Source organism: Klebsiella aerogenes KCTC 2190 (assembly GCF_000215745.1).
Classification (GTDB): domain Bacteria; phylum Pseudomonadota; class Gammaproteobacteria; order Enterobacterales; family Enterobacteriaceae; genus Klebsiella; species Klebsiella aerogenes.
Genome location: NC_015663.1, coordinates 3357632 through 3383118 on the forward strand (window position 1 = coordinate 3357632; position 25487 = coordinate 3383118).

Genomic DNA, 25487 nt, shown 5'->3' on the forward strand with positions numbered 1-25487 from the left:
ACTCATCTCATCAAATTAACAGGTGCAGACCATGGCAGGATTAGCAACCGTCAGCAAATTGGCTGGCGAAACGGTAGGTCAGGAGTTTTTAATCTTTACCCTCGGCAATGAAGAATACGGCATCGATATTCTGAAAGTGCAGGAGATCCGCGGCTATGACCAGGTGACGCGGATCGCCAACACCCCGGATTTCATCAAAGGCGTCACCAATCTGCGCGGGGTGATCGTGCCGATTATCGACCTGCGGGTAAAATTCGCCCAGCAGGGCGTCTCTTATGATGAAAACACGGTGGTTATCGTGCTTAACTTCGGCCAGCGGGTGGTGGGGATTGTGGTCGACGGCGTCTCCGACGTGTTGTCTCTTACCGCCGAACAGATCCGCCCGGCGCCGGAATTCGCAGTGACGCTGGCGACCGAATATCTCACCGGTCTTGGCGCGCTCGGAGAGCGCATGTTGATCCTTGTGGATATCGAAAAGCTGCTCAGCAGCGAAGAGATGGCGCTGGTCGATAACGTCGCCAAAAGCCACTAAGCAATCGGGCGCGCCCGGTCGCGCCCGGTAAAAATAGTCCCCGCCTGGCATAAAGTTCCCCTCCCGTACGCCGATAACCCTTTCAGTCACATACGTAAAGCCTGGCCGTTCAGGCTTCCAGGAAGGGGAAACATGTTTAATCGTATTAAGGTCGTCACCAGTCTCTTATTAGTGCTGGTGCTATTTGGCGCATTGCAGCTGATTTCAGGCGGTCTGTTTTTTTCGTCGCTGAAAAGCGATAAAGAGAACTTTACCGTCCTGCAAACCATCCGTCAGCAGCAGTTGCTGCTGAGTGAAAGTCGGGTCGATCTGCTGCAGGCGCGTAACTCCCTGAACCGCGCAGGGATCCGCTACATGATGGATACCAACAAAATCGGCAGCGGCGCGACTATCGACGAGCTGCTGGCGAAAGCGAAAGAAGAGCTGGCGCGCGCCGAGCGCAACTACACCGCCTATGAAAAAATCCCGCAGGACCCGCGTCAGGATCCTCAGGCGACGGAAAAGCTTAAGCAGCAGTATGGCATCCTGTACGGCGCGCTGTCGGAGCTGATCCAGCTGCTGGGCGAGGGTAAAATCAACGCCTTCTTCGACCAGCCGACGCAAAAATACCAGGACGATTTCGAGCAGACCTATAACGCCTATCTGCAGCAAAACGGCAAGCTGTATCAAATCGCCGTTGACGCTAGCAACAGCTCGTATAGCTCGGCGATCTGGACCTTAATTGTGGTCATCATCGTGGTGCTGGCGGCGATCGTCGGCGTGTGGATGGGTATCCACCATATCCTGGTGCGCCCGCTGAACCGCATGATAGAACACATCAAACGGATCGCGTCCGGCGATCTGACCCAGCCTATTCCGGTGACCAGCCGTAATGAAATCGGCGTGCTGGCCGCCAGCCTCAAGCACATGCAGAACGAGCTTATCGAAACGGTAAGCGGCGTGCGTCAGGGGGCGGATGCCATCTATAGCGGCGCATCGGAAATCGCCGCCGGGAATAACGATCTCTCTTCGCGCACCGAACAGCAGGCGGCATCGCTGGAAGAGACCGCCGCCAGTATGGAACAGCTGACAGCGACGGTGAAACAGAACGCCGAAAACGCGCGTCAGGCCAGCCAGCTGGCGCTGAGCGCCTCCGAAACTGCGCAGAAGGGCGGCAAAGTGGTGGCTAACGTGGTGGAAACCATGCACGACATCGCCAGCAGCTCGCAGAAAATTGCCGATATCACCGGCGTTATCGACGGTATCGCCTTCCAGACCAACATCCTGGCGCTTAACGCCGCGGTAGAAGCGGCGCGTGCGGGTGAACAAGGTCGCGGCTTCGCGGTCGTGGCGGGCGAAGTCCGCAACCTGGCGCAGCGCAGCGCCCAGGCGGCCAAAGAGATCAAAGCGCTGATCGAAGACTCGGTCAACCGTGTGGATATGGGCTCGGTACTGGTGGAAAGCGCCGGCGACACCATGGGCGATATCGTCAATGCGGTCACCCGCGTGACCGACATCATGGGTGAAATCGCCTCTGCTTCCGATGAACAGAGCCGCGGTATCGACCAGGTCGGCCAGGCGGTAGCGGAAATGGATCGCGTCACCCAGCAGAACGCCTCGCTGGTGGAGGAGTCGGCCTCGGCCGCCGCCGCGCTGGAAGAGCAGGCCAGCCTGCTGACGCAGTCGGTTGCCGTCTTCCGCCTGAAGTCGGAAGGGCAGGAAGAGTATAAAGCGCCGGTCAGCAATAAAACCGCGCCTGCCGCCATCGCTACGCATAAAAAAACCAGCGCCAGCGACTACCAGGATAACTGGGAGACGTTCTAACGGGTACCGGCCGCCGCATCCCTACACGCGGCGGCCTCTCTTGCGTTGTAAGCCGGCCGAGACCGGCTACCAAGGAGATTGCTATGTTTAACCGAATCCGTATCTCTACCAGTCTTTTCCTGCTGCTGATCTCCTTTTGCATCATGCAACTGATCAGCACCGGGCTCTCTTACGTCGCGCTACGCGCCGACAACCACAATCTTGAACGTATTACCGTCAGTAGCCAGCAGCGCGATGCGCTTAGCCTGAGCTGGGTATCGCTGTTACAGGCGAGAAATACCCTTAACCGCGCCGGTACCCGCGCGGCGCTGAAGGTGCCGCAGGAGCAGGTGGATGCGCTGATGGGCGGCGCCCGCAGCTCGCTGCAAAAAGCCGATCTCTATTTTAACCAGTTCCTCGACACGCCTCGCGCGGATGAGCAGGAACAGCAGTTGGCCGATGCCACGCGTGATAGCTACGAGAATCTACGCGGCGCGCTGCGCGAACTGATCGTGTTCCTCGAAAATCGCAACCTGCAGGCCTTTATGGACCAGCCGACGCAGAAAATACAGGACCGCTTTGAGGCCGACTTTGTGCAATATCTGCAGCTGGCGAAGGCGACGACCGATGAAGCCAGCGCCTCCAGCCAGCAGGCCTACGGCTGGTCAATCTGGTTGGTTGCCGGGGCGGTGCTGATGCTCTTGGTAGTCACCCTCAGCGCGATGTGGTGGCTGCGAACCATGCTGGTGCAGCCGCTGAATATTATTCGCGGCCATTTCGAACGTATCGCCAGCGGCGATCTTTCCGCACCGATTGAGGTCTATGGGCGTAACGAAATCAGCCAGCTATTTGCCAGCCTGCAGCGCATGCAACAGTCGCTGATTGGTACCGTCGGCGCGGTGCGCGACGGCGCGGAGTCGATTCTTATCGGCCTGCAGGAGATTGCCGAAGGCAACAACGATCTCTCCTCGCGCACCGAACAACAGGCAGCTTCGCTGGAAGAGACCGCCGCCAGTATGGAGCAGCTAACGGCGACGGTAAAACAGAATGCCGATAACGCCCGCCAGGCATCGCAGCTGGCGCGTGATGCCTCCTCCACCGCCGCCAAAGGCGGCGAGCTGGCGGATGACGTGGTCACCACGATGCACGATATCGCCAACAGTTCGCAAAAAATCGGCGCGATTACCAGCGTCATCGACGGCATCGCTTTCCAGACCAATATTCTGGCGCTTAACGCGGCGGTGGAGGCGGCGCGCGCCGGTGAACAGGGGCGCGGCTTTGCGGTGGTGGCCGGTGAAGTGCGCAACCTGGCCAGCCGCAGCGCCCAGGCGGCAAAAGAAATCAAGCTGCTGATCGATGAATCCGTCAGCCGCGTCAAACACGGCTCGGTGCTGGTGGAAAATTCCGGCGCCACCATGCAGGACATCGTGCGCTCGGTCACCCGGGTCACCGACATCATGGGCGAAATCGCCTCCGCCTCCGATGAGCAGAGCCGCGGCATCGAGCAGGTGACGCAGGCGGTTACCCAGATGGATCAGGTCACGCAACAGAACGCCGCCCTGGTGGTGGAATCGGCTTCCGCCGCCGCTGCGCTGGAAGAGCAGGCGATTACCCTCGCCGATGCAGTGGCGGTATTCCGTCTGGCGGACGACAACTTCGTCGCGCCGGAAACCTCATCCACGGTAAAGGAGACCCTGGATTGTCAAACCGCATAAACCGCTCGTATTTTGCCGGTGAGTCGGCATGAAGCAGACGACATCAACCGCGGCGCGTGAAAGCGGATCGGCGCTGGCGCAGATGGCCCAGCGTCTGCCGCTCTCCGACGCGCATTTTCGCCGCATCAGCCAGCTTATCTATCAGCGCGCCGGGATCGTGCTGGCGGCGCATAAGCGCGAGATGGTGTACAACCGGCTGGTGCGCCGTTTACGTCTGCTGGGCATTCATGATTTCGGCGACTACCTGGCGCTGCTGGAAAGCGACCCGCACAGCGCCGAGTGGCAGGCGTTTATCAATGCGCTGACCACCAACCTGACCGCCTTTTTTCGCGAGGCGCACCACTTTCCGATTCTGGCGGAGCATGCGCGCTCGCGTCCCGGGAACTATAGCGTGTGGAGCACCGCCGCCTCGACCGGCGAAGAACCTTATTCCATCGCCATTACGCTCGGTGATGCGCTCGGGGAACGTGCGGGCAGTTGCCAGGTCTGGGCCAGCGATATTGACACCCAGGTGCTGGAGAAAGCGGAAGCGGGGATTTATCGCCATGAAGATCTGCGCACTCTGACGCCAATCCAGATGCAGCGTTATTTTCTGCGCGGCACCGGGCCGCATCAGGGGCTGGTGCGCGTGCGTCAGGAGCTGGCGGCGCGGGTCAACTTCCAGCCGCTGAATCTGCTGGCGGCGGAGTGGGCGCTGCCGGGGCCGTTCGACGCGATTTTTTGCCGCAACGTGATGATCTATTTCGATAAACCGACGCAGGAGCGCATCCTGCGCCGCTTTGTCCCCTTGCTTAAACCGGGGGGGCTGCTGTTTGCCGGTCACTCCGAGAATTTCAGCCAGATCAGCCGGGATTTCTACCTGCGTGGACAGACCGTGTATGGGCTGACCAAGGAGAAGTGATGAGTAAAATCAGAGTGTTATGTGTTGATGATTCGGCCCTGATGCGCCAGTTGATGACCGAGATCGTCAATGGCCACGCCGATATGGAGATGGTGGCGGTGGCCCCGGACCCGCTGGTCGCACGGGATCTGATCAAAAAATTTAACCCACAGGTGCTGACGCTGGACGTCGAAATGCCGCGTATGGACGGCCTCGATTTCCTCGAAAAGCTGATGCGCCTGCGGCCGATGCCGGTGGTGATGGTTTCATCGCTGACCGGTAAAGGTTCGGAAATTACCCTGCGCGCGCTGGAGCTGGGGGCGGTGGATTTCGTCACCAAACCGCAGCTCGGGATCCGCGAAGGCATGCTGGCCTACAGCGAACTGATAGGCGAAAAGATCCGTACCGCCGCACGGGCGCGGCTGCCGCAGCGGGCCAATGACCAGCCGCCGGCCATTTTAAGCCACGGACCGCTGCTGAGCAGCGAGAAGCTGATCGCCATTGGCGCTTCCACCGGCGGCACCGAAGCGATTCGTCAGGTGCTACAACCGTTGCCGGCCACCAGTCCGGCGCTGCTTATCACCCAGCATATGCCGCCGGGATTTACCCGCTCGTTTGCCGAACGGTTGAATAAGCTGTGCCAGATCACGGTGAAAGAGGCGGAAGAGGGCGAACGCGTGCTCCCGGGACACGCCTATATCGCGCCTGGGGATCGCCATCTGGAGCTGGCGCGTAGCGGCGCTAACTATCAGGTCAAGTTGCACGACGGCCCGGCGGTAAATCGCCATCGTCCCTCGGTGGATGTGCTGTTTCGCTCGGTGGCCCGGCACGCCGGGCGCAATGCGGTGGGGGTGATCCTCACCGGCATGGGCAACGACGGCGCGCAGGGGATGCTGGAGATGCATCGCGCCGGGGCCTATACCCTGGCGCAGAGTGAGGCGAGCTGCGTGGTGTTCGGCATGCCGCGCGAGGCCATCGCCAGCGGTGGGGTCAACGAAGTGGTTGAACTGGAGCGCATGAGCCAACGCATGCTGGCGCAGATCGCCGGCGGCCAGGCGCTGCGAATTTAAATTCACGCCGCCGGGAAGTCCCGGCGGCGTGGTGTGAAGTGAGTTAAAAATGACACTGTTCAGGGGTAGTAATGGCAGATAAGAATCTCCGTTTTCTGGTCGTCGACGACTTTTCCACCATGCGTCGTATCATCAGAAATTTGCTTAAAGAGCTCGGCTTCAACAACGTCGAAGAGGCGGAAGATGGCGCGGACGCGCTAAATAAGCTGCGAGCCAGCAGCTTTGATTTCGTGGTCTCCGACTGGAACATGCCTAACGTTGACGGCCTGGAGCTGCTGCAGACCATTCGTGCCGATGCCGCGCTGGCGGCGATGCCGGTATTGATGGTGACGGCGGAAGCGAAAAAAGAAAATATTATTGCCGCCGCGCAGGCAGGCGCCAGCGGTTATGTGGTGAAACCTTTTACGGCGGCGACGCTGGAAGAAAAGCTCAACAAGATTTTTGAAAAATTGGGCATGTAAGGAGAGGGCGATGAGAGAGATTCCAATGCCTGCCAGCGATGCAGCGACCGCGGGAGAGATAATCTCCCGTATCGGCCAGCTCACCCGTATGCTGCGCGACAGCATGCGCGAGCTGGGGCTCGATCAGGCGATTGCCCAGGCGGCCGAGGCGATCCCGGATGCCCGCGACCGTCTTGATTACGTTGTCACCATGACGGCGCAGGCGGCGGAACGGGCGTTGAGCTGCGTGGAGGCGGCGCAGCCGCGCCAGGCCGAACTGGAGTCCGGCGCCAGCGCGCTAAAATCGCGCTGGGATGAGTGGTTCGCTAATCCGATCGAACTGGACGACGCGCGCGCGCTGGTGACCGACACCCGTGAGTATCTGGATCAGGTGCCGGGCCATACCTCCTTTACCAACGCCCAACTGATGGAAATCATGATGGCGCAGGATTTCCAGGACCTGACCGGTCAGGTTATCAAGCGCATGATGGACGTGGTGCAGGAAATTGAAAAGCAGCTGCTGATGGTGCTGATGGAAAACATGCCGGAACCGCCGGTGAAAGAGAAACGGGCCAACGATAGCCTGCTCAACGGCCCGCAGCTTGACCAGAACGGCGTCGGCGTCATCGCCAACCAGGCGCAGGTTGACGATCTGCTCGATAGTCTCGGTTTCTGACCAGGCGGGGCGCAGAACGCTGCGCCCCTGCCGCCTTTCCCTCATCCGTGAAATAACCCCTCTTTTTCGCCGTTGTTCCGCCAATGACTTCGCCATTTTTTTGGCATGCTGACCGCCATTCTTTACCCTCCCGACACAGGAACTGCAGGCTTGGCGGAAGACAGCGATCTGGAAAAAAGCGAGGCCCCCACCGCCCACCGGTTGGAGAAGGCGCGTGAAGAGGGCCAGATCCCGCGCTCGCGCGAGCTGACCTCGGTACTCATGCTGGTGGCCGGGCTCGCCATTATCCTGATGTCCGGCAGCAATATCACTCGCCAACTGGCGGAGATGCTGACGCAGGGCCTGCACTTTGACCACGGGATGGTCAGCAATGACAAACAAATGCTGCGCCAGCTGGGAATGCTGCTGCGTCAGGCGGTGCTGGCATTGCTGCCGGTAATGGCCGGGCTGGTGCTGGTGGCGCTGGCCGCGCCGATGCTGCTTGGCGGCATTTTATTCAGCACCAAGTCGCTCAAATTCGATCTTAAACGGCTGAATCCGCTTTCCGGTCTGAAACGCATGTTCTCCACCCAGGTGCTGGCGGAGCTGTTAAAAGGGATCCTCAAAGCCACGCTGGTCGGTTGGGTAACCGGGCTGTACCTATGGCACAACTGGGCGGCGATGCTGCATCTGATGACCCAACAGCCGCTCGACGCGTTGGCCAATGCGCTGCAGATGATCCTCTATTGCGGATTTCTGGTGGTGCTCGGATTGACGCCGATGGTGGCGTTTGACGTTTTTTATCAGCTGTGGAGCCACTTCAAAAAGCTGAAGATGACCAAACAGGATATCCGCGACGAATTCAAAGATCAGGAAGGCGACCCGCATGTTAAAGGGCGGATCCGTCAACAGCAGCGGGCGATTGCCCAGCGGCGGATGATGGCCGATGTGCCGAAAGCGGACGTGATAGTCACTAACCCGACCCACTATGCCGTGGCGTTGCAGTACAACGATAAAAAAATGAGCGCGCCGAAGGTGTTGGCTAAAGGGGCGGGGGAGATTGCGCTGCGCATTCGCGAACTGGGAGCGCAACACCGTATTCCGATGCTTGAAGCGCCGCCGCTGGCCCGCGCGCTCTATCGCCATAGCGAGATTGGCCAGCATATTCCCGCCACCCTCTATGCCGCGGTCGCCGAAGTGCTGGCCTGGGTTTATCAGCTGCGCCGCTGGCGGCGCGAGGGCGGCCTGATCCCGAAAAAACCTCAACGTTTACCGGTGCCGGAAGCACTGGATTTTGCAAAAGAGAGTGACTCTGATGGCTAATTTGGCCTCCCTGCTGCGTTTGCCGGGGAATGTTAAAGATACGCAATGGCAGGTTCTGGCCGGCCCGATCCTGATCCTGCTGATTTTGTCGATGATGGTGCTGCCGCTGCCGGCGTTTATCCTCGACCTGCTTTTTACTTTCAATATCGCGTTGTCGATCATGGTGCTGCTGGTGGCGATGTTTACCCAGCGCACGCTGGACTTCGCCGCGTTTCCGACCATTCTGCTGTTCTCGACGCTGCTGCGCCTGTCGCTCAACGTCGCCTCGACGCGCATCATTTTGATGGAAGGGCACACCGGGGCCGCCGCCGCGGGGCGGGTCGTGGAGGCCTTCGGTCACTTCCTGGTCGGCGGTAATTTCGCCATCGGTATCGTGGTGTTTATCATCCTCATGCTGATCAACTTCATGGTTATCACCAAAGGCGCCGGGCGTATCGCCGAAGTGGGGGCGCGTTTCGTGCTCGACGGCATGCCGGGTAAGCAAATGGCGATCGATGCCGACATGAACGCCGGGCTTATCGGTGAAGAAGAGGCGAAAAAACGCCGCGCGGAAGTCACGCAGGAAGCCGATTTCTACGGCTCGATGGACGGTGCCAGCAAGTTTGTTCGCGGCGATGCCATCGCCGGGCTAATGATTATGGTGATTAACGTGGTCGGCGGACTGCTGGTCGGCGTGGTGCAGCACGGTATGGAGCTGGGGGCGGCGGCGGAAAGCTACACCTTGTTGACTATCGGCGACGGGCTGGTGGCGCAAATCCCGGCGCTGGTGATCTCTACCGCCGCCGGGGTCATCGTGACCCGGGTGGCGACCGATCAGGATGTTGGCGAACAGATGGTCGGCCAGCTATTCAATAACCCGAAGGTCATGCTGCTGTGTGCCGCGGTACTTGGGCTGCTGGGGCTGGTGCCGGGGATGCCGAACCTGGTTTTCCTGCTGTTTACCGCCGCGTTGCTCGGGCTGGCCTGGTGGCTGCGCGGGCGCGACAAACAGGCGCCGAAAGCCGCCGACGAACCCATCGTGCAGGAGAATACTCAGGCCGCGGAAGCCAGCTGGGCGGACGTACAGTTGGAAGATCCGCTGGGCATGGAAGTGGGTTACCGGCTGATCCCGATGGTCGATTTTCAGCAAAATGGCGAGCTGTTGGGGCGTATCCGCGGGATCCGCAAGAAATTCGCCCAGGAGATGGGCTATCTGCCGCCGGTGGTGCATATCCGCGATAACCTCGAACTGGCGCCCGCCCGCTACCGCATTCTGATGAAAGGCGTGGAAATCGGCAGCGGCGAAGCGCAGCCTGGGCGCTGGCTGGCGATCAACCCCGGCAACGCCATCGGCGAGCTGGCGGGGGATAAAACTATCGATCCGGCCTTCGGTCTGGAGGCGGTGTGGATTGATAGCGCGTTGCGCGAGCAGGCGCAAATTCAGGGCTATACGGTGGTGGAGGCCAGTACGGTGGTGGCGACCCATCTCAACCACCTCATCGGCCAGTTCGCCAGCGAACTGTTTGGCCGCCAGGAGACGCAGCAGCTACTCGACCGTGTGTCGCAGGAGATGCCGAAGCTGACCGAAGATTTCGTACCGGGCGTGGTATCGCTGACCACGCTGCATAAGGTGTTGCAGAATCTGCTGGCCGAGCGGGTGTCGATCCGCGATATGCGTACCATTATCGAGACGCTGGCGGAACATGCGCCGACGCAAAGCGATCCTTACGAGCTGACCACCGTCGTGCGCGTGGCGCTGGGGCGGGCGATTGCCCAGCAGTGGTTCCCTGGCAATGGCGAAATTCAGGTTATCGGCCTGGATACCCAACTGGAACGACTGCTGCTGCAGGCGCTGCAGGGCGGCGGCGGTCTCGAACCGGGGCTTGCCGACCGCCTGCTTGAGCAGGCGCGGCAGGCGCTGCAGCGCCAGGAGATGCTCAGTGCGCCGCCGGTGCTGCTGGTTAACCACGCGCTGCGCCCGCTGCTGGCGCGCTTCCTGCGCCGTAGCCTGCCGCAAATGGCGGTGCTTTCCAACCTGGAGATCAACGACGATCGCCAGATTCGCATGACCTCAACCATTGGAGCGGCCTGATGACGCGCTATCTTCCTTTATTGTGCCTTTTATTGCCGGTTACCGCCGGCGCGGCATCGGGCTCATGGATTGCCGAAGGGCCCGGCGTCACCCTTGAACAGGGCGGGATGAGTGATTCTTCCGCCGCGCTGCTGCCGCCCAATACGCTGCCTGGCGGCAATGCGCGCATTGAGACCGTTAGCTGGCGCTATCGTCTGCTGTCAGCGGAGCCGGCGGGGCTGCAGGTACATTTATGTAGCCTGAATCGCTGTATTCCGCTGACCAGCGCCAGCGGCACCAGCCACGCGTTGGCAGGCGAGGCGGCAGATGGGCCGCTGCGTTTTGTCTATTCCGTACAGACCCGCGGGCCGTTAAACCCGCCGCTGCGGGCGATTGCAAATCAGGTTATCGTTAATTATCAGTAGTTGCGGGGAAAAGTTTTGTATTAATACAGAGCACATTGCGCTCCCGAAATGTCTTCCGCGTTATGTCTCTCCTGGCGCAGGGAGCGCACAGGGGGATTTTGAGATCACCAATACCGGCAGTTTCAGCCAGCATGGTGAATAAATTAAAGGCAGGCCGCACGGACCGTAGATACTGTTATCGGTTTGCAACTTTTTTAAGGGTTTTTCCCGGACGCGGCGCGTTGCGCCTTCTCCGGGCTACCAAATCGCAAAGCGCTGTAGCCCCGGTAAGCGGCAGCGCCACCGGGGGATTTTGAGATCATCAGTACCAGTAGTGTCAGCCAGCATGGTGAATAAATTAAAGGCAGGTCGCACGGATCGTAGGTCAGGTAAGCGTAGCGCCACCTGACAAAAAACGGCGCTACGGATAACCGTCGCCATGGGGGAAATACAGAGAAAGGGGGTCAGACGCCGATTTTACGGCCCAGCAGACTGGCGGCGCGCGACTGACCGTCCGGCCCGTACAGCGATTTATTATTCTTGCTAAGAATTGCCAGCGCCTGCTGGTTATGGGCGATCTGTTGATTGAGCAACAGGCCGTTATGCTGATTCTTTTCACGCAGGCTCTGGCTTAACTGCTGGATCTGCCGCCAGCGTTCGCTGAAGCTTTCATGGCCCTGGTAAGGCGCGCGTAGCGCAAGGTTGGCTTCCAGCGCCGGGCGCTGTTGTTCAAGCCAGGCCACCGTCGCCAGCAGTTGACTCTTGCTATCGGTGACGCGCTGTAGCGCCACGCCGGGCAGTTCATCCGCACACAGCAATTGTTGCTCTTGCGCCAGCACGTCATCCAGCGCCCGCAGGGTTTCCGCCAGTTTATCCAGCAGAGTGCGTAATCTGTCCATCATCAGGCCTTATCTGTTTTGCTACCGGCAAGGCGCTGGATATCGTTGTGCGCATCCTGCAGCAGGGCGTCGGCGATTTTGCCCGCGTCCATTTTCAGCTCGCCGCTACGAATCGCCTGTTTGATAGCCTCGACCCGGTTCATATCAATATCCTGGGTGCCCGGCTGCATCAGCCGCGCCTGCGCATCGCTCAGTTTCACTTTGGTGGCGCTAACGGCGGTTTCCGCCGCGGTGGCCTTGCGCGGCTGAAGCGGGTTGTCGGCCGGGGTTTCACGCGGCTGCACCGTGGAAACCGGCTGTAACCGCTGGGTGCGATCGATACTCATGGTCCATCTCCAAAATGGGTTTCTAATGGGGTTATCGGCAGGGGCTGGCAAACCTTTACTTTTTTATAACGTAATACGGATGGATCCATCCTCCCCGGCGATACCGCTGACGATTTTGCCGGAAACCATGCGCACGCGCACGCTATCTTCGGCTGCCGCGTTATTCATCGCCTTACCGGCACCGCTGATGCTAAAGCCGTCCCCCTCGGCCATGACCTGCACTGGCTGACCGGCTTTGATCACCCACGCGCGACGCAACATAGAGAGCGTCAGCGGTTGGCCTGGGCTGATATTCCGCAGCGTCACCGCGCCCAGCGCTTTTTTGCTGTCGGTCAGCGTACGCGGCGGCAGGGTATCGAGCCTGCCTGATTTTAGCACCACATCCGCCGGGGTCAGCGGCGTTCCGCCGCTAATACCGCGCGCCGCCGCCAGATAACGGCCAAATACCTGCACTTGGGTCTGAATAAACCGCCGCTCCTGCCCGCAGCGGGCGGAGACGCTGATATTGCCGCCGATTCGCGCATTGGGCGGCAGCGACAGCTGCGGTAATTCACACGGCGGCCACTGGGCGGGCGGCGTGCGCACCAGCACTTTCACCTGCACGGCATTATCGTTGAATTTGCTTTTAATGAAGCTTTCGATTTGCGTCGCCAGCGTGTCGGCGCGGGCGCTCAGGCTGCACAGCAGGCCGACCAGCAGGATTTTACTTTTCATCGCGTTCCCCTCACGCCACCCGGAAAGGGGTTAAGTGTAACGGCTGCCCCGAGGGACTAAACAGATAAATAGCGGCCCATTTTGCCCCTATTCCCGCGATAGGTTGGCGCAGGGGGCGTTTATGCTGTCGGCTCCAAATTCTAACCTTGCGGAGGGAGCATGCTCGACAAACTGGACGCTGCTCTGCGTTTTGGCCAGGAGGCGCTGAACCTGCGCGCCCAGCGCCAGGAAATACTGGCCGCCAATATCGCCAACGCAGACACGCCGGGCTATCAGGCGCGGGATATCGATTTCGCCAGCCAACTGAATAAAGTCCTGCAACAGGGGCGGGTAAACGGCAACGGCATGGCGCTGAACCTGACGGCGGCGCGTCATATTCCGGCGCAGACCATGCAGCCGCCGGAGCTGGATCTGCTGTTCCGGGTGCCGGACCAGCCGTCGATGGACGGCAACACGGTGGACATGGATCGTGAACGCACCAACTTCGCTGACAACAGCCTGAAATATCAGACCGACCTGACGCTGCTCAACGGTCAGATCAAAGGGATGATGTCGGTGCTGCAACAAGGATAAGGCCAATGTCTTTACTCAATATTTTTGATATCTCCGGCTCGGCGCTCTCGGCCCAGTCACAGCGGATGAATGTCAGCGCCAGCAATATGGCCAACGCCGATAGCGTCACCGGCCCGGATGGCGAACCCTATCGCGCGAAGCAGGTGGTGTTCGAAGTGGCCGCGGCACCAGGGCAGCAGACAGGCGGCGTGCGCGTCTCGCAGGTGGTCGATGACCCGGCGCCCGCGCGGATGGTTTATCAACCGGGTAATCCGCTGGCCGATGCTAAGGGTTATGTACGGATGCCGAACGTCGATGTGGTAAGCGAAATGGTTAACACCATCTCCGCCTCCCGCAGCTATCAGGCCAACGTCGAAGTGCTCAACACCACTAAGTCGATGATGATGAAAACCCTGACGTTGGGTCAGTAACCGGAGCTCCCGATGGCTATTGCCGCAACCACCAATGAATCGACCAACAACGCGGTTCTTGATTCCGCCAGCAAAAGCAGCACCAGCCAGGATCTGCATAACAGCTTCCTGACATTGCTGGTGGCGCAGTTGAAAAATCAGGACCCGACCAACCCGATGCAGAACAACGAGCTTACCTCGCAGCTGGCGCAGATTAATACCGTACAAGGCATCGAAAAACTCAACACCACCCTTGGCGCGATCTCCGGGCAGATCAACAGCAACCAGTCGCTGCAGGCCAGCGCGCTGATCGGCCACGGCGTGATGGTACCGGGTAATAACATTCTGGTCGGCAGCAAAGAAGGCCAGGTCAGCACCACGCCGTTTGGCGTCGAACTGGAGCGCGCCGCCGACCAGGTGACGGCAACCATCACCAACGCCAACGGCCAGGTGGTGCGGACCATTGAGATTGGCGGCCTCACCGCCGGGGTGCACGCCTTCACCTGGGACGGCTCGCTGGATGATGGTACCGCCGCGCCGGACGGTGCCTATAAAGTGGCGATTAACGCCAAGGGCAACGGCGAGCAGCTGGTGGCGCGTAGCCTGCACTTCGGCATGGTTAACGGTGTGATTAACGACAGCAACGGCGCGAAGCTGGATCTCGGCCTGGCCGGTAACGCCAGTCTCGAAGAAGTGCGGCAGATCCTGTAATTCGCACCTGATTTTATCGATATCCTCAATATTTGGAGAGTAACATGGCCTTTTCTCAGGCAGTCAGCGGCTTAAATGCGGCGGCCACCAATCTCGACGTGATTGGCAACAATATCGCTAACTCCGCGACTGCGGGTTTCAAATCCGGCAGCGTGTCGTTCGCCGATATGTTCGCCGGTTCGCAGGTCGGACTGGGGGTTAAAGTCTCCGGGATCACCCAGAACTTTAAAGGCGGCACCACTACCGGCACCAGCCGCGCGCTGGATGTGGCGATTAACGGCAACGGCTTCTTCCGCATGCAGGATAAAGACGGCGGTATTTTCTATACCCGCAACGGCCAGTTTAAGCTGGACGAAAACCGTAATTTGACTAATATGCAGGGGCTGCAGCTGACCGGCTATCCGGCCGCCGGCACGCCGCCGACCATTCAGCAGGGTGCCAACCCGGTACCGCTGAGCATTCCCGAAGGGATGATGAACGCCAAAGCATCGACTTCCGGCGAAATGGTCGCCAACCTAAAGTCGACGCATAAAGTGCCGGAGAACAAGACCTTCGACCCGGCGAAGCAGGACAGCTATAACTACGTCAACACCATCACCGCCTACGATTCGCTGGGTAACGCCCACAACATCAACGCCTATTTCGTGAAAACCGACGATAACAAATGGCAGGTCTATACCCAGGACGGCAGCGCGGCTGCGGTCAGCGCGGGCACCATGGAGTTCAATACCAGCGGCAACCTGGTCAGCGTTAACGGCCAGGCGGGCGAGTTCAGCATGACCATTCCGATGAGCGCGAAAGACGGCGCACCGGCGCAGAACTTCACGCTTAGCTTCGCCGGTAGTATGCAGCAGAACGTCGGTAGCGACTCGGTGAGTAAAGTGGCGCAGGATGGTTATGCCGCCGGCGAATACACCAACTTCCAGATTAACGATGACGGTACCGTCGTCGGTATCTACTCCAACCAGCAGACCCAGGTCCTGGGGCAGATTGTGATGGCCAACTTCTCCAACCCGGAAGGGCTGGCGTCACAGGGCGATAACGTCTGGCAGGAGACCGGCGCCTCGGGCCAGCCACGGGTGGGACTCTCCGGCGGCGGCGGTTTTGGCAAGCTGACCAGCGGCGCGCTGGAGTCTTCCAACGTCGACCTGAGCCAGGAGCTGGTGAACATGATTGTCGCCCAGCGTAACTATCAGTCCAACGCCCAGACCATCAAGACGCAGGATTCGATCCTGCAGACGCTGGTCAGCCTGCGCTAACGGAACTGAGTTATGGATCACGCGATTTATACCGCGATGGGCGCCGCGCGCCAGACGCTGGAGCAACAGTCGATTACCGCCAACAATCTCGCCAACGCCTCGACGCCGGGCTTTCGCGCCCAGCTCGCCGCGCTGCGCGCGGTGCCGGTTGACGGGCCGAGCCTCGCCACCCGCACGCTGGTGGCGGCCTCGACGCCGGGTGCCGATATGAGCCAGGGGGCGCTGAACTACACCGGGCGCCCGCTGGACGTGGCGCTGCAGCAGGACGGTTTTCTGGCGCTCAGCCTGCCGGGCGGCGGCGAAGCCTATACCCGCAACGGCAGCATTCAGGTTTCGGCTAACGGTCAGTTGACGGTGCAGGGAATGCCGCTGCAGGGCGACGGCGGGCCGATTGAGGTACCGCCATCGGCGGAAATCACTATCGCGGCCGACGGCACCATTTCGGCGCTGAACCCCGGTGACCCACCGAACACCATCGCGCAGATTGGCCGCCTGAAGCTGGTGAAAGCCGATGCGCGCGAAGTGATGCGCGGCGATGACGGCCTGTTCCGCCTGACCCCGGAAACCCAGCAGCGCCGCGGCAATCTGTTGGCCAACGACCCGCAGGTGCGGGTCATGCCGGGCGTGCTGGAGGGCAGTAACGTCAAGCCGATGGAGACCATGGTCGATATGATCGCCAACGCCCGTCGCTTTGAAATGCAAATGAAGGTCATCCACAGCGTGGATGAGAACGAACAGCGGGCGAATTCTCTGCTGTCAGTAAGCTGATAGCCAGTCGGCCCGCGGCCAAAGGAAATAACCAATGATTCCCTCTTTATGGATTGCGAAAACCGGTCTTGATGCGCAGCAGACCAATATGGACGTGATCGCCAACAACCTGGCGAACGTCAGCACCAACGGGTTTAAACGCCAGCGCGCGGTGTTTGAAGATCTGCTGTATCAGACCATGCGCCAGCCGGGGGCGCAGTCCTCCGAACAGACCACGCTGCCTTCCGGCCTGCAGATCGGTACCGGCGTGCGCCCGGTCGCCACCGAGCGTCTGCATAGCCAGGGCAATCTGTCGCAGACCAACAACAGCAAAGACGTGGCGATTAAAGGCCAGGGCTTCTTCCAGGTGCTGCTGCCGGACGGCAGCCAGGCTTACACCCGCGACGGCTCGTTCCAGATCGATCAGAACGGCCAACTGGTGACCGCCAGCGGCTTCCAGGTGCAGCCGGCGATCACTATTCCGGCCAACGCGTTGACCATTACCATCGCCCGCGATGGCATCGTGAGCGTCACCCAGCAGGGTCAGACCGCCGCCCAGCAGGTTGGGCAACTGACGTTAACCACCTTTATTAACGACAGCGGCCTCGAAAGCGTGGGTGAGAACTTGTACCAGGAAACTGAAAGCTCCGGCGCGCCGAATGAGAGCACGCCGGGCCTGAACGGCGCCGGTATGCTCTACCAGGGTTATGTCGAGACCTCTAACGTCAACGTGGCGGAAGAGCTCGTTAATATGATCCAGACCCAGCGCGCCTATGAGATCAACAGCAAAGCGGTTTCGACGTCGGATCAGATGCTGCAGAAACTGACCCAGCTGTAATGTTTGATGACGGGCGTCGCCTGCCGCGCCCGTCGCTTTTTTGGTGTAACAAAGGCGATACCCCGTGGTAACCACACATTCGATGGCCACCCTGCCGCGCCAGGGACAACGCTTGCTGGCGGGCATGGTGATGCTGACGCTGAGCGGCTGCGCGTACATTCCGCATAAACCGTTGGTCGATGGTTCGACCTCGGCGCAGCCCGCGCCGCCGACCGCGCCGGTACCGAACGGCTCAATTTTTCAGGCCGCGCAGCCGATGAACTACGGCTATCAGCCGCTGTTTGAAGACCGCCGCCCGCGCAATGTTGGCGACACGTTGACCATCGTGCTGCAGGAAAACGTCAGCGCCAGCAAGAGTTCTTCCGCCAATGCCAGCCGTAACGGTTCCAGCAAGTTTGGCGTCGCCACCGCGCCGCGCTACTTAGACGGCCTGCTGGGCAACGCCCGCGCCGATATGGATATTTCCGGCGATAACAGTTTCGGCGGTAAAGGCGGGGCGAACGCCAATAACACCTTCAACGGCACCATTACCGTCACCGTTAATCAGGTACTGAGCAACGGCAACCTGCACGTGGTGGGGGAAAAACAGATCGCCATTAACCAGGGCACCGAGTTCATCCGCTTCTCCGGGGTGGTTAACCCGCGCACCATCAGCGGTAGCAACTCGGTTACCTCAACGCAGGTGGCGGACGCGCGCATCGAGTATGTCGGCAACGGCTACATCAATGAAGCGCAGACGATGGGCTGGCTGCAGCGGTTCTTCCTCAACGTCTCCCCATACTAATGAGCGGGCCATTTGCGCTGTTACTGAAAAGAGATTCACATGGTTAAAAAACTCATCATTGCGCTATTAATCGGCGCGGCCAGCTTACCGGCGACGGCGGAGCGTATTCGCGATCTGGTGACGGTACAGGGCGTGCGAGATAACGCCTTAATCGGCTACGGCCTGGTGGTGGGGCTCGACGGCTCCGGCGACCAGACCATGCAAACGCCGTTTACCACCCAAAGCCTGAGCAACATGCTATCGCAGCTCGGCATTACCGTGCCGCCGGGCACCAACATGCAGCTTAAGAACGTCGCCGCGGTGATGGTCACGGCGAAGCTGCCGCCTTTCGCGCGTGCGGGGCAGAATATCGATGTGGTGGTCTCATCAATGGGCAACGCCAAAAGCCTGCGCGGCGGGACCTTGCTGATGACGCCGCTCAAAGGGGTGGATAACCAGGTTTATGCGCTGGCGCAGGGCAACGTGCTGGTGGGCGGCGCCGGCGCGGCGGCGGGCGGCAGCAGCGTACAGGTCAATCAGTTGGCCGGCGGACGCATCAGCAACGGCGCCACCATCGAGCGCGAACTGCCGACCACGTTCGGCAGCGGCGGGGTGCTCAACCTGCAGCTCAATGATGAAGATTTCACCCTCGCGCAGCAGATTAGCGATGCGATTAATCGCCAGCGCGGCGGCGGCACCGCATCGCCACTTGATGCGCGTACCATTCAGGTACTGGTGCCGCAGGGCAATAGCTCGCAGGTGCGTTTCCTTGCCGAGATCCAGAATATCAACGTTAACGTTGGCGCCATGGACGCCAAAGTGATCATCAACTCGCGTACCGGTTCGGTGGTGATGAATCGCGAGGTGATCCTTGATTCCTGCGCGGTGGCTCAGGGCAACCTGTCGGTGGTGGTCGACAGACAAACCAGCGTCAGCCAGCCGACGACGCCGTTTGGCGGCGGTCAGACGGTGGTGACGCCGAATACCCAGATTTCAATGCAGCAGCAGGGCGGTTCACTGCAGAAAATCAACGCCAGCGCCAACCTCAACAACGTGGTGCGCGCGCTGAACGCGCTGGGAGCGACGCCAATCGACCTGATGTCGATTCTGCAAGCCATGCAAAGCGCTGGCTGCCTGCGCGCCAAACTGGAAATTATCTAATGGCCAGCGATGTTATGGCGATGTCGGGCGCCGCCTATGACGCCCAGGCGCTGAACGGCCTGAAGCGCGATGCCGCCGCCGATCCGCAGGGCAACCTCAAGCAGGTGGCGCAGCAGGTCGAAGGCATGTTTGTACAGATGATGCTAAAGAGCATGCGCGCCGCGCTACCGCAGGATGGCGTACTCAGCAGCGACCAGACCCGGCTTTACACCTCGATGTACGATCAGCAGATTGCTCAGCAGATGTCGCAAAAGGGATTAGGGCTGGCCGACATGATGGTCAAGCAGATGACCAACGCCAACGCGGTCCCCAGCGAAACGGCGGGCACCGCGCCGATGGCGCTGGATAATGAGGTGCTGCAGACGCTGCCGAATCAGGCGCTGGAGCAGATGATCCGCCGGGCGGTGCCGAAAGCGCCGCCGGCCGCCGCGCCGCTATCGCTCAACAACGGCAATTTTGTTGCCCGTCTGTCAATGCCGGCGCGCGCCGCCAGCGAGCAGAGCGGAATCCCGCATCAGCTGATTGTCGCCCAGGCGGCGCTGGAATCCGGCTGGGGGCAGCGCGAAATCCCGACCGCTGACGGTACGCCGAGCTACAACCTGTTTGGTATTAAGGCCGGGGGCAACTGGAAGGGGCCGGTTACCGAGATCACCACCACTGAATTTGAACAGGGGGTGGCGAAGAAGGTGAAGGCCAAATTCCGTGTCTACGATTCGTACTTCTCGGCGATTGCTGATTACGTCAAGCTGCTGACCAACAACCCGCGCTATGCCTCGGTTGCCGAAGCGTCCACTCCGGAGCAGGCGGCGCACGAGCTACAGCGCGCAGGTTACGCCACCGACCCGCAGTACGCCAGCAAGCTGGTCAGCGTGATTCAGCAGATGAAGCACGCCGGGGCGCAGGCGGTGAAAGCCTATGCCGCGGATATTAACGATCTGTTCTAGGTTCGGAGGTCGCGCCTTCTCCGGGCTACCAAATCGCACAGCGCGTAGGCCGGATAAGCGTAGCGCCATCCGGCATAAAAGCGGCTGCGGAATTTTGCAGGCAGATTTACTCAAGTTTTTACTTCTCTGACCGATAACAAGGGCAAGCTGAGCGAATTGACTTGGCAGCATAAGGAACCCTGATGTCCAATAGCTTAATCAATACGGCGATGAGCGGACTGAATGCGGCGCAGGTGGCGCTCAGTACCGTCAGCAACAATATCTCTAACTACAACGTGGCGGGTTATAACCGGCAGACGGCGATTCTGGCCCAAAACGGCGGCCTGGCCACCATGAACGGTTTTATCGGTAACGGCGTGACCGTGACCAGCGTGAACCGCGAATATAACCAGTTCATCACCAACCAGTTGCGCGGCGCGCAGAGCGCGGCCGGTTCGCAGAACGCCTACTACGAAAAGATTTCGCAGATCGATAATCTGCTGGCCAGCAAAACCAATACCCTGTCGGGGAGCCTGCAGGATTTTTTCACCAATTTGCAGAACCTGGTGAGCAACGCCGGCGACGACGCGGCGCGCCAGACGGTGCTGGGCAAGGCTAACGGCCTGGTCAACCAGTTTAATAATACCGATAAATATCTGCGCGACATGGATAGCGGCGTTAATCAGCAGATTAATGACACCGCCCAGCAGATTAACAGCTATAGCCAGCAGATTGCCCGTCTTAACGATGAGATTACCCGCCTGCGCGGCAGCGCCAGCGGCGAACCGAACGCGCTGCTCGATCAGCGCGATCAACTGGTCAGCGAACTCAACCAACTGGTGGGCGTTCAGGTAACCCAGCAGGACGGCGACGCCTATACCGTCTCCTTCGCCAACGGCCTGACCCTGGTGCAGGGCAACAACAGCTATCAGGTGGAAGCGATCCCTTCCAGCAGCGACCCTTCGCGCCTGACTCTCGGCTATAATCGCGGCAGCGGCGCCAGCGAAGTGCCGGAAGGGCAGATCACCAGCGGCAGCCTGAGCGGCGTGCTGCGTTTTCGCAGCGAGACGCTGGACGGCGTGCGCAATCAGCTCGGCCAACTGGCGCTGGCGATGGCCGATAGCTTTAACCAGCAGCACCGCGAGGGCTTCGATCTCAACGGTGAGCAGGGGGGCGATTTCTTCAGCTTCAGCGGCGCGCGGGTGGTTGATAACACGCGCAATACCGGCGATGCCTCGCTGTCGGTGTCGTATACCGATACCAGCAAGGTAAAAGCCAACGATTACCGCGTAGAGTATGACGGCGCCAACTGGCAGGTCAGCCGTCTGCCCGACAACGTCAAAGTCAACGCCACCGCTGGTAAAGATGCAGACGGTAACCCGACGCTGAGCTTTGATGGTCTCGAAGTCAGTATTGATGGCAACCCGCAGCAGAAAGATAGCTTTACGGTGAAGCCGGTCAGCGACGTGGCGGGCAACCTGAAAGTGGCGATTACCGATTCAGCGAAAATCGCCGCCGCCGGTAAAGATGACAGCGGCCGCGGCGATAACGATAACGCTAAAAAACTGCTCGATCTGCAGACCAAAAACCTGGTGGATGGCAAAGCGACGCTCAGCGGCGCCTACGCCGGGATCGTCAGCGGCGTGGGCAACCAGACCGCCGCCGCGAAGGTGAGCAGCGAATCGCAGTCCAGTATCGTCACCCAACTGGCCCGTCAACAGCAGTCGCTCTCCGGGGTAAACCTCGACGAAGAGTATGGCGAGCTCCTGCGTTTCCAGCAGTACTACATGGCGAACGCCCAGGTGATCCAGACCGCCAGCTCGCTGTTCGACGCGCTGCTGAATATTCGTTGATTGTATTGAGGAACTGACAGCATGCGCATGAGCACCAGCATGATGTACCAACAGAACATGACCGGCATCACCGGCAATCAGTCGCTGTTTATGAAGGCCGCCGAGCAGCTTTCAACCGGCAAGAAGGTGATTAATCCCTCCGACGATCCGCTGGCGGCATCGCGGGCGGTGATGCTGTCGCAATCACAGGCCGAGAACAATCAGTACACCCTGGCGCGCACTTTCGCCCGCCAGAGCGTATCGATGGAAGAGACCGTGCTTTCCGGAGCCACCTCGACGATTTCTGATATCAAGGCGCTGATCGTTAACGCCGGCGGCACCGAGAGCGATAACGACCGCGATTCGCTGGCGACCCAGCTACAGGGGCTGAAGGATCAACTGCTCAACCAGGCCAACAGTACCGACGGCAACGGACGCTACCTGTTTGGCGGCTATGAGAATGATAAGCCGCCGTTTGTCGATACTAACGGCAAGATTAGCTATCAGGGCGGCAATAAAACCGTTGAACAGAAGGTCGACGCCAACCGTACGATGACCATCGGCCATACCGGTAATTCGGTATTTATGGCGCTGACCAGCAATCCGAAGCCGGAGCCGGACGGCAGCGCGCCGGTCGCCGATGTGTTCGCCAGTATCGATATTGCGCTGGAGGCGTTGAAAACGCCGCTGCAGGGGGCCGATGACGCCACCAAACAGCAGGTGAACGATGCGCTGGCGAAGGCCAACCGCGGCCTCGATAACTCCTACAACAAGGTATTGAGCGTGCGCGCCGAGCTGGGTAACCAGCTGCAGGAGATGGATCAACTCGATAGCATCGGTAAAGAGCGTGATATGACCAACCAGCTGCAGATGAGCGCCCTGACCGATGCTGACCTTGCGGAATCTATCTCTTCTTATTTTATGCAGCAGGCGGCGCTGCAGGCATCTTATAAAACCTTCAGCGATATGCAGGGCATGTCGCTGTTTCAGATGAATCGCTAATCACGAATAACCGCTTTTTCATTTAGCACCTTGGCACCTCATCCCGTTCTCTCTGTGTACGCGGGGTGAGGTGCCCTTTTTTTATCAGCTGGAAGTGGGGGGAGCCTCGTGAACTAATTCGCCCAAGCGACTATTTGGTTGAAAAGTCATCTCTCGTCAATTGTTTTTCCTTTTCCCAATGAACCCTGTGGAGGATAATTATCCTCACGACTTTTATATAACTAGATCAAATACATGTTATCGGTATAAACGATCACCACTTTCTCCCACCAACATCAGACAATGACATTGCTGACGCAATTATGCGGGTTATCAGATGAATAATTTTTTAAAACGATGGTTGTCTACTCAATTGAAGTACTTTGCCAGCACCCTGATCCCGGTACTACTTATTCTTGGATTCGGGATGCTCGCAGTAACATTCTGGCCTTCTTTTGCCTGGGGATCGACAGCGATATTCGCAGTTGTCGTGATCGCCATTACCTTTTGGTTGGTTTGAGATGAAAACGGGACTCCAATTTTCATAAGATGGACTGAGGTTGTTTATATCTCAGTGGGGTCTGCTTCGTTGGCGGTAACCTGATACTACACGTCTTGTTAGGGGCGCCATAATTACCCCGTAATCTGAGTAAAAAGCGGCATCGCTCAGGGACGATCATTTTAAGAGCCGAATTCCTTTCGCCACAATTTTTTTAAATTCAGGGCATTGCATATGTTCCGGCGCAGTACAGCGGGCGGCGTGTTTTAGCCCCTGGCTTAACAGCTGTAACCGACGAATGGTGTTATCAATTTCCTGCGCGCGCTGCTCAAGCCGTTGGTTATCAATGGCTATCTTGCCGTCAGCGTTAAATATCCCGGCTATTTCAGAAAGCGAAAAGCCGGCGGCCTGTCCCAGCACGATCAGTTCCAGCTTATTCAGCACATTTTCATGGTACTGCCTTCGCAGGCCATGACGACCAATCGGTTTGATCAAACCTTTCTTTTCATAAAAACGCAGCGCTGAAGGAGTAATGCCGGACAGCGTCGCGACCTCGCGGATATCCAGTTCTTTCATGATTGACTTAAACCTCGCTTTAAGTTGCACACTCGTCGACAGAGTAGCATTGACGCATAAAAGGAAGAAGAAATTGAATATCATGGTTGTTGTGCAAATTTTAGTAACGGGGATCGGCGCGACGTTAGTCATGGATTTATGGTCGCTCTTTCAGAAGCACATACTCAAGATTGCGCCGCTGAACTATGCGCTGGTCGGGCGCTGGGCGTTATGGCTTTCGCTAGGGAAAGTGCGGCATAACACCATCTGCGCAACCCCTTCGCTACATGGAGAGCGTTTTATCGGCTGGTTATGCCATTATCTGATCGGTATCGCTTTTGCGGCGGTGCCGCTTGTGTTGAGCGGCGCCGATTGGTTTTATGCCCCCACTCTGGCGACAGCGCTGCTGTCAGGGGTCGTAACCTTATTGGCGCCGTTCTTGATCCTGCAGCCCGCATTTGGTTTTGGCGTCGCGGCCTCACGGACTCCCCGACCATGGCTGGCGCGTTCGCTGAGCCTGCTGGCGCACCTGGCCTACGGCATCGGGCTGTATCTGGCGGCGAGCGCTTATAGAGTTATGGCGATGTCAGCTGATCTTTAATCTCATCAAACAGGGCAATTAAATGATCGGCCACCACTCTGACGCGCCGCGAATGGGCTAAATCGGAATGCATCACCAGCCATAGGGTTTGGTCGACGCCGATATCCGCATTCACGCACTGCAGGCCATTTTTCCGCGCCATAAAGTGTGGCAACACGCCTAATCCCAGGCCAGCTGAAACCGCCGACAGCTGCGCCAGCAGCGTGTTGGCTTCCACCCGGCACGGCCTGCCGCGAAGCGTCCGAGTTATCCAGCGCGCGGCGGGCAGATGCTGGTGTGATTCTGGCCAGCCTATGTAGTGAGCGTGATTGAACGCGATGTCGGTAGAGCCTGCTTGTCCGGTATCGGCGCTGTACAGACCAAACCCCACCTTCCCGAGACGCTTCAGCGTCAGGTTGCCGCTTTCCGGTTTGACCATTCGAATGGCTAAATCGGCATCCCGTCGATGCAGGTTGACGGATTGCACGCCGCTGAGCACCTCGACCCGCAGGTCGGGATATTTTTCCATCAAGCCGTTGAGTGAAGGCAGAATAAAATGCGCCGCCAGGTTGTCCGAGGTAGCCAGCCGGACCAGTCCGGCCACGTTCCCCTGCAGCCTCGCCGTCTCGCCAAAAGCGAGCCCTGCATGCTCAAGCGCCTCTGCTCGCGCCAGCAGCGCCTCGCCATCATCCGTTAGCCGGTAGCCGCTTTGATGCCGGCTGAAAAGGGGGACGGCCAATGATTTTTCCAGCCGGTCGAGTCTTCGTGACAGGGTTGCGATGCCCATATCCATAGTTTCTGCCGCGCCGCTTAGCGTACCTGAGCGGGCCACAGCCAGAAAAATCCGCGTATCGTCCCAGTTAAAATCTGCTTTCATTATTTTCCA

Annotated in this window: 27 protein-coding genes; 22 read left to right on the top strand and 5 right to left on the bottom strand. The window is 59.2% G+C overall.

Annotation, left to right across the window (positions count from 1 at the left end; genetic code table 11):
- Window positions 1–31 precede the first annotated feature (31 nt).
- From cheW to EAE_RS15845, 10 genes are all read left to right on the top strand, one after another.
- Window positions 32–532 (top strand): chemotaxis protein CheW, encoded by a 501-nt coding sequence (gene cheW, locus EAE_RS15800; RefSeq protein ID WP_015367343.1) that lies wholly within the window; start codon window positions 32–34, stop codon window positions 530–532.
- 132 nt (window positions 533–664) lie between these two features.
- Complete coding sequence (locus EAE_RS15805) at window positions 665–2335, top strand: methyl-accepting chemotaxis protein (RefSeq protein WP_015367342.1); 1671 nt, start codon at window positions 665–667, stop codon at window positions 2333–2335.
- A gap of 83 nt (window positions 2336–2418) precedes the next feature.
- Window positions 2419–4029, top strand: a complete 1611-nt coding sequence (locus EAE_RS15810) for a methyl-accepting chemotaxis protein (protein WP_015704930.1) — start codon at window positions 2419–2421, stop codon at window positions 4027–4029.
- Window positions 4030–4057: 28 nt separating this feature from the next.
- Window positions 4058–4930 (top strand): protein-glutamate O-methyltransferase CheR, encoded by an 873-nt coding sequence (gene cheR / locus EAE_RS15815; RefSeq protein ID WP_015367340.1) that lies wholly within the window; start codon window positions 4058–4060, stop codon window positions 4928–4930.
- Window positions 4930–5979 (top strand): protein-glutamate methylesterase/protein-glutamine glutaminase, encoded by a 1050-nt coding sequence (locus tag EAE_RS15820; protein WP_015367339.1) that lies wholly within the window; start codon window positions 4930–4932, stop codon window positions 5977–5979. Before cheR ends, EAE_RS15820 begins: the two co-directional genes overlap by 1 nt.
- A gap of 71 nt (window positions 5980–6050) precedes the next feature.
- A complete protein-coding gene (gene cheY, locus EAE_RS15825; RefSeq protein WP_015367338.1) occupies window positions 6051–6440 on the top strand; it encodes a chemotaxis response regulator CheY in 390 nt (129 codons plus the stop codon).
- A gap of 10 nt (window positions 6441–6450) precedes the next feature.
- A complete protein-coding gene (cheZ, locus tag EAE_RS15830) occupies window positions 6451–7095 on the top strand; it encodes a protein phosphatase CheZ (RefSeq protein WP_015367337.1) in 645 nt (214 codons plus the stop codon).
- 150 nt (window positions 7096–7245) lie between these two features.
- Entirely contained in the window at window positions 7246–8397 is a 1152-nt protein-coding gene (gene flhB, locus EAE_RS15835; RefSeq protein WP_015367336.1) for a flagellar biosynthesis protein FlhB, read from the top strand.
- Window positions 8390–10468, top strand: a complete 2079-nt coding sequence (gene flhA / locus EAE_RS15840; RefSeq protein ID WP_015704931.1) for a flagellar biosynthesis protein FlhA — start codon at window positions 8390–8392, stop codon at window positions 10466–10468. Before flhB ends, flhA begins: the two co-directional genes overlap by 8 nt.
- Window positions 10468–10872, top strand: a complete 405-nt coding sequence (locus EAE_RS15845; protein WP_015367334.1) for a flagellar protein FlhE — start codon at window positions 10468–10470, stop codon at window positions 10870–10872. Before flhA ends, EAE_RS15845 begins: the two co-directional genes overlap by 1 nt.
- 443 nt (window positions 10873–11315) lie before the next feature.
- Here the strand turns inward: EAE_RS15845 and EAE_RS15850 are convergent, their stop codons facing one another.
- The 3 genes from EAE_RS15850 to flgA all read right to left on the bottom strand — a co-directional run bounded on the left by EAE_RS15850 (window position 11316) and on the right by flgA (window position 12790).
- A complete protein-coding gene (locus tag EAE_RS15850) occupies window positions 11316–11750 on the bottom strand; it encodes a flagella synthesis protein FlgN (RefSeq protein WP_015367333.1) in 435 nt (144 codons plus the stop codon).
- Between the two features lie 2 nt (window positions 11751–11752).
- Window positions 11753–12076, bottom strand: a complete 324-nt coding sequence (flgM, locus tag EAE_RS15855; RefSeq protein ID WP_015704933.1) for a flagellar biosynthesis anti-sigma factor FlgM — start codon at window positions 12074–12076, stop codon at window positions 11753–11755.
- A gap of 63 nt (window positions 12077–12139) precedes the next feature.
- Window positions 12140–12790 (bottom strand): flagellar basal body P-ring formation chaperone FlgA, encoded by a 651-nt coding sequence (gene flgA, locus EAE_RS15860; RefSeq protein ID WP_015367331.1) that lies wholly within the window; start codon window positions 12788–12790, stop codon window positions 12140–12142.
- Window positions 12791–12949: 159 nt separating this feature from the next.
- On the opposite strand from flgA, the gene flgB reads away from it, so the two are divergent.
- The 11 genes from flgB (at window position 12950) to flgL (ending at window position 22988) form a co-directional block, all read left to right on the top strand.
- Window positions 12950–13363, top strand: a complete 414-nt coding sequence (gene flgB / locus EAE_RS15865) for a flagellar basal body rod protein FlgB (RefSeq protein ID WP_015367330.1) — start codon at window positions 12950–12952, stop codon at window positions 13361–13363.
- A 5-nt stretch (window positions 13364–13368) separates the two neighbouring features.
- A complete protein-coding gene (flgC, locus tag EAE_RS15870; protein ID WP_015367329.1) occupies window positions 13369–13773 on the top strand; it encodes a flagellar basal body rod protein FlgC in 405 nt (134 codons plus the stop codon).
- Window positions 13774–13785: 12 nt separating this feature from the next.
- Window positions 13786–14463, top strand: coding sequence for a flagellar hook assembly protein FlgD (gene flgD / locus EAE_RS15875; RefSeq protein WP_015367328.1), 678 nt, complete (start codon window positions 13786–13788; stop codon window positions 14461–14463).
- A gap of 44 nt (window positions 14464–14507) precedes the next feature.
- Entirely contained in the window at window positions 14508–15722 is a 1215-nt protein-coding gene (gene flgE / locus EAE_RS15880; protein WP_015367327.1) for a flagellar hook protein FlgE, read from the top strand.
- Between the two features lie 12 nt (window positions 15723–15734).
- Window positions 15735–16490 (top strand): flagellar basal body rod protein FlgF, encoded by a 756-nt coding sequence (locus tag EAE_RS15885; RefSeq protein WP_015704934.1) that lies wholly within the window; start codon window positions 15735–15737, stop codon window positions 16488–16490.
- Window positions 16491–16524: 34 nt separating this feature from the next.
- Complete coding sequence (gene flgG / locus EAE_RS15890) at window positions 16525–17307, top strand: flagellar basal-body rod protein FlgG (RefSeq protein ID WP_015367325.1); 783 nt, start codon at window positions 16525–16527, stop codon at window positions 17305–17307.
- An 82-nt stretch (window positions 17308–17389) separates the two neighbouring features.
- The gene (flgH, locus tag EAE_RS15895) at window positions 17390–18091 is read left to right on the top strand and encodes a flagellar basal body L-ring protein FlgH (protein ID WP_015367324.1); all 702 of its coding nucleotides are present in this window, start codon (window positions 17390–17392) and stop codon (window positions 18089–18091) included.
- Window positions 18092–18130: 39 nt separating this feature from the next.
- Window positions 18131–19231 (top strand): flagellar basal body P-ring protein FlgI, encoded by a 1101-nt coding sequence (locus EAE_RS15900; protein ID WP_015367323.1) that lies wholly within the window; start codon window positions 18131–18133, stop codon window positions 19229–19231.
- Window positions 19231–20175 (top strand): flagellar assembly peptidoglycan hydrolase FlgJ, encoded by a 945-nt coding sequence (flgJ, locus tag EAE_RS15905; RefSeq protein WP_015704936.1) that lies wholly within the window; start codon window positions 19231–19233, stop codon window positions 20173–20175. Before EAE_RS15900 ends, flgJ begins: the two co-directional genes overlap by 1 nt.
- A gap of 182 nt (window positions 20176–20357) precedes the next feature.
- Window positions 20358–22007: a flagellar hook-associated protein FlgK gene (flgK, locus tag EAE_RS15910; RefSeq protein WP_015704937.1), complete on the top strand. Its 1650-nt coding sequence runs from the start codon at window positions 20358–20360 to the stop codon at window positions 22005–22007.
- A gap of 21 nt (window positions 22008–22028) precedes the next feature.
- Window positions 22029–22988, top strand: coding sequence for a flagellar hook-associated protein FlgL (flgL, locus tag EAE_RS15915; RefSeq protein WP_015704938.1), 960 nt, complete (start codon window positions 22029–22031; stop codon window positions 22986–22988).
- Window positions 22989–23643: 655 nt separating this feature from the next.
- On the opposite strand, the gene EAE_RS15920 is transcribed toward flgL, so the two are convergent.
- A complete protein-coding gene (locus tag EAE_RS15920) occupies window positions 23644–24042 on the bottom strand; it encodes a helix-turn-helix domain-containing protein (RefSeq protein ID WP_015367318.1) in 399 nt (132 codons plus the stop codon).
- 73 nt (window positions 24043–24115) lie between these two features.
- Here EAE_RS15920 and EAE_RS15925 point away from each other — a divergent pair, with 73 nt between their 5' ends.
- A complete protein-coding gene (locus EAE_RS15925; protein ID WP_015704939.1) occupies window positions 24116–24622 on the top strand; it encodes a DUF2938 domain-containing protein in 507 nt (168 codons plus the stop codon).
- Here the strand turns inward: EAE_RS15925 and EAE_RS15930 are convergent.
- Window positions 24597–25478, bottom strand: a complete 882-nt coding sequence (locus EAE_RS15930; RefSeq protein ID WP_015367316.1) for a LysR family transcriptional regulator — start codon at window positions 25476–25478, stop codon at window positions 24597–24599. The two genes, EAE_RS15925 and EAE_RS15930, sit on opposite strands and share 26 nt — an antisense overlap.
- Window positions 25479–25487: the final 9 nt, after the last annotated feature.

What these genes read in the sequence shown, in the direction of transcription:
- EAE_RS15900 (WP_015367323.1), top strand. Translation starts at nt 18,131, where the DNA reads ATGGTTAAAAAACTCATCATTGCGCTATTAATCGGCGCGGCCAGCTTA.
- EAE_RS15845 (WP_015367334.1), top strand. Translation starts at nt 10,468, where the DNA reads ATGACGCGCTATCTTCCTTTATTGTGCCTTTTATTGCCGGTTACCGCC.
- EAE_RS15820 (WP_015367339.1), top strand. Translation starts at nt 4,930, where the DNA reads ATGAGTAAAATCAGAGTGTTATGTGTTGATGATTCGGCCCTGATGCGC.
- flgL (WP_015704938.1), top strand. Translation starts at nt 22,029, where the DNA reads ATGCGCATGAGCACCAGCATGATGTACCAACAGAACATGACCGGCATC.
- EAE_RS15930 (WP_015367316.1), bottom strand. Translation starts at nt 25,478, where the DNA reads ATGAAAGCAGATTTTAACTGGGACGATACGCGGATTTTTCTGGCTGTG.
- EAE_RS15805 (WP_015367342.1), top strand. Translation starts at nt 665, where the DNA reads ATGTTTAATCGTATTAAGGTCGTCACCAGTCTCTTATTAGTGCTGGTG.
- flgH (WP_015367324.1), top strand. Translation starts at nt 17,390, where the DNA reads ATGGCCACCCTGCCGCGCCAGGGACAACGCTTGCTGGCGGGCATGGTG.
- flgA (WP_015367331.1), bottom strand. Translation starts at nt 12,790, where the DNA reads ATGAAAAGTAAAATCCTGCTGGTCGGCCTGCTGTGCAGCCTGAGCGCC.
- EAE_RS15920 (WP_015367318.1), bottom strand. Translation starts at nt 24,042, where the DNA reads ATGAAAGAACTGGATATCCGCGAGGTCGCGACGCTGTCCGGCATTACT.
- EAE_RS15885 (WP_015704934.1), top strand. Translation starts at nt 15,735, where the DNA reads ATGGATCACGCGATTTATACCGCGATGGGCGCCGCGCGCCAGACGCTG.
- flgB (WP_015367330.1), top strand. Translation starts at nt 12,950, where the DNA reads ATGCTCGACAAACTGGACGCTGCTCTGCGTTTTGGCCAGGAGGCGCTG.
- flgC (WP_015367329.1), top strand. Translation starts at nt 13,369, where the DNA reads ATGTCTTTACTCAATATTTTTGATATCTCCGGCTCGGCGCTCTCGGCC.
- EAE_RS15810 (WP_015704930.1), top strand. Translation starts at nt 2,419, where the DNA reads ATGTTTAACCGAATCCGTATCTCTACCAGTCTTTTCCTGCTGCTGATC.
- cheZ (WP_015367337.1), top strand. Translation starts at nt 6,451, where the DNA reads ATGAGAGAGATTCCAATGCCTGCCAGCGATGCAGCGACCGCGGGAGAG.
- cheW (WP_015367343.1), top strand. Translation starts at nt 32, where the DNA reads ATGGCAGGATTAGCAACCGTCAGCAAATTGGCTGGCGAAACGGTAGGT.
- flgJ (WP_015704936.1), top strand. Translation starts at nt 19,231, where the DNA reads ATGGCCAGCGATGTTATGGCGATGTCGGGCGCCGCCTATGACGCCCAG.
- flgM (WP_015704933.1), bottom strand. Translation starts at nt 12,076, where the DNA reads ATGAGTATCGATCGCACCCAGCGGTTACAGCCGGTTTCCACGGTGCAG.
- cheR (WP_015367340.1), top strand. Translation starts at nt 4,058, where the DNA reads ATGAAGCAGACGACATCAACCGCGGCGCGTGAAAGCGGATCGGCGCTG.
- EAE_RS15850 (WP_015367333.1), bottom strand. Translation starts at nt 11,750, where the DNA reads ATGGACAGATTACGCACTCTGCTGGATAAACTGGCGGAAACCCTGCGG.
- cheY (WP_015367338.1), top strand. Translation starts at nt 6,051, where the DNA reads ATGGCAGATAAGAATCTCCGTTTTCTGGTCGTCGACGACTTTTCCACC.
- flgG (WP_015367325.1), top strand. Translation starts at nt 16,525, where the DNA reads ATGATTCCCTCTTTATGGATTGCGAAAACCGGTCTTGATGCGCAGCAG.
- flgE (WP_015367327.1), top strand. Translation starts at nt 14,508, where the DNA reads ATGGCCTTTTCTCAGGCAGTCAGCGGCTTAAATGCGGCGGCCACCAAT.
- flgK (WP_015704937.1), top strand. Translation starts at nt 20,358, where the DNA reads ATGTCCAATAGCTTAATCAATACGGCGATGAGCGGACTGAATGCGGCG.
- flhA (WP_015704931.1), top strand. Translation starts at nt 8,390, where the DNA reads ATGGCTAATTTGGCCTCCCTGCTGCGTTTGCCGGGGAATGTTAAAGAT.
- flgD (WP_015367328.1), top strand. Translation starts at nt 13,786, where the DNA reads ATGGCTATTGCCGCAACCACCAATGAATCGACCAACAACGCGGTTCTT.